Genomic DNA, 2,705 nt, shown 5'->3' with positions numbered 1-2,705 from the left:
TTTCCAGATCTATTCGACTAGAAAATTGAACTTTATGCAGGTCCCACAACCCCAATCCCGAAGGATTGGTTTGGGCTTTTCCCTTTTCGCTCGCCGCTACTAGGGGAATCGAGTTTTCTTTATTTTCCTCCGGGTACTTAGATGTTTCAGTTCCCCGGGTTGCCTTCATATACCTATGTATTCAGTATATGATACTTGGATATTACTCCAAGCAGGTTGCCCCATTCGGAAATCTACGGATCGAAACTTGCTTGCAGCTCCCCGTAGCTTATCGCAGCTTACCACGTCCTTCATCAGCTCTTAGCGCCAAGGCATCCACCGTATGCCCTTTATAACTTGACCTTAATTTATATAAATAAACTCGCGTTTATTTATTTCTTGATTACTAAATTAAACTAAAATAAATACCTTAATGTAAATCAAGGTATAAATTAAATAAATTTAATTTATTTTCTTGCTAACCTTTTTACTCGACGAAATTTACGTTTTTAACTAGAATATATGTTGTTACACATAATTTAAGTTAAAAATTAAATTTTCTTTCTTCACTGTGTAGTTTTCAAAGAACAAATTTTGAGAGTTATTCTCTCAAAATCAAACAGTTATAAGAACGACCGGTTACATCTCTAAGATGGTTACTCCTTAGAAAGGAGGTGATCCAGCCGCACCTTCCGATACGGCTACCTTGTTACGACTTCACCCCAATCATTGATCCCACCTTCGACGGCTTCTTCCCTAAGGTTAGATCACCGGCTTCGGGTGTTACCAACTTTCGTGGTGTGACGGGCGGTGTGTACAAGACCCGGGAACGTATTCACCGCAGTATGCTGACCTGCGATTACTAGCGATTCCGACTTCATGCAGGCGAGTTGCAGCCTGCAATCCGAACTGAGAACAGCTTTTTGGGATTTGCTTGGCCTCGCGGCTTTGCTGCCCTTTGTACTGTCCATTGTAGCACGTGTGTAGCCCAAGACATAAGGGGCATGATGATTTGACGTCATCCCCACCTTCCTCCGGTTTATCACCGGCAGTCCCTCTAGAGTGCCCAACTTAATGATGGCAACTAGAAGTAAGGGTTGCGCTCGTTGCGGGACTTAACCCAACATCTCACGACACGAGCTGACGACAACCATGCACCACCTGTCACCTTTGTCCCGAAGGAAAGCTCCGATTAAAGAGCGGTCAAAGGGATGTCAAGTCTTGGTAAGGTTCTTCGCGTTGCGTCGAATTAAACCACATGCTCCACCGCTTGTGCGGGTCCCCGTCAATTCCTTTGAGTTTCAGTCTTGCGACCGTACTCCCCAGGCGGGGTACTTAATGTGTTAACTGCGGCACTGAGGCTTTGACCCCCCAACACCTAGTACCCATCGTTTACGGCGTGGACTACCAGGGTATCTAATCCTGTTCGCTCCCCACGCTTTCGCGTCTCAGCGTCAGTTACAGTCCAGAGAGTCGCCTTCGCCACTGGTGTTCCTCCTAATATCTACGCATTTCACCGCTACACTAGGAATTCCACTCTCCTCTCCTGCACTCAAGACTTCCAGTATCAGATGCAGTCTCTGGGTTAAGCCCAAAGTTTTCACACCTGACTTAAAAATCCGCCTACACGCTCTTTACGCCCAGTAATTCCGGACAACGCTTGCCCCCTACGTATTACCGCGGCTGCTGGCACGTAGTTAGCCGGGGCTTCCTCCCAATGTACCGTCAATCTATGGCACTATTTGCACCATAGCCTTTCTTCCATTAGGACAGAGTTTTACAACCCGAAGGCCTTCATCACTCACGCGGCATTGCTCCGTCAGGCTTTCGCCCATTGCGGAAGATTCCCCACTGCTGCCTCCCGTAGGAGTCTGGGCCGTGTCTCAGTCCCAGTGTGGCCGTTCACCCTCTCAGGCCGGCTACTGATCGTCGCCTTGGTGAGCCATTACCTCACCAACTAGCTAATCAGACGCGGGTCCATCCATAAGCGATAGCATTGTAAAGAGGCCATCTTTACTTAATCTACCATGCGGTAAATTAAGCTTATTCGGTATTAGCACCGGTTTCCCGGAGTTATCCCCAACTTATGGGCAGGTTACCCACGCGTTACTCACCCGTCCGCCACTAACTTTTAGTATTTAGTAAACTAAATACTAAAAGTCCGTTCGACTTGCATGTGTTAGGCATGCCGCCAGCGTTCGTCCTGAGCCAGGATCAAACTCTCCATTAATATCCTGCAAGCTCAAAACCAACTTTTGGCTTTGTTATTTATCCGTTTGTTACTTGTGGTCTGTTTCTTTATAACTGTTTGATTTTCAAAGAACAACTTGTTTAGAAGACTTGCGTTAAGTGCTTGTCTTGCTTTGTAGCACTCTTCTAATATTTTCTTTTGTTTCACGCCCTGTTGTGGCGACAAAACTTATCTTATCATTTTAAATTGTTTGTGTCAACATTTATTTATGTGTTTAAAATGTTTGGCGTCCCCTCTTGGCGACAAATATTATTTTACCACTTGTTTTTACCTTAGTCAACATTTTTCTTGGTTTTTTTTATTTCTAATTCAAAATAGCTATAGATACTACTTTAAATACTCTATCTAGAAATTACATTAGATATTACTTTGTATATTCTTTGTATATTTTTTGTATAATCTTTATATATTACCTAAGATATTATTTTAAAGGTTATTAATTGCCTCAGTAAAATAACTTTGACTAAATAAAATA

At 43.7% G+C, this 2,705-nt stretch carries 2 rRNA genes; both read right to left on the bottom strand.

Annotation, left to right across the window (positions count from 1 at the left end):
• Positions 1–342 (bottom strand): 23S ribosomal RNA (locus tag B8965_RS12200); the annotation flags it as partial.
• Positions 343–646: 304 nt separating this feature from the next.
• A 16S ribosomal RNA gene (locus tag B8965_RS12195) occupies positions 647–2,209 on the bottom strand.
• Between the last annotated feature and the right edge of the window lie 496 nt (positions 2,210–2,705).

The sequence above is a fragment of the Desulfonispora thiosulfatigenes DSM 11270 genome, assembly GCF_900176035.1.
In the GTDB taxonomy this organism is placed as follows: Bacteria; Bacillota; Peptococcia; order Peptococcales; family Desulfonisporaceae; genus Desulfonispora; species Desulfonispora thiosulfatigenes.
Note: the sequence above shows the minus strand (reverse complement) of the source record. Positions and strands in the feature narration are given on the sequence as shown.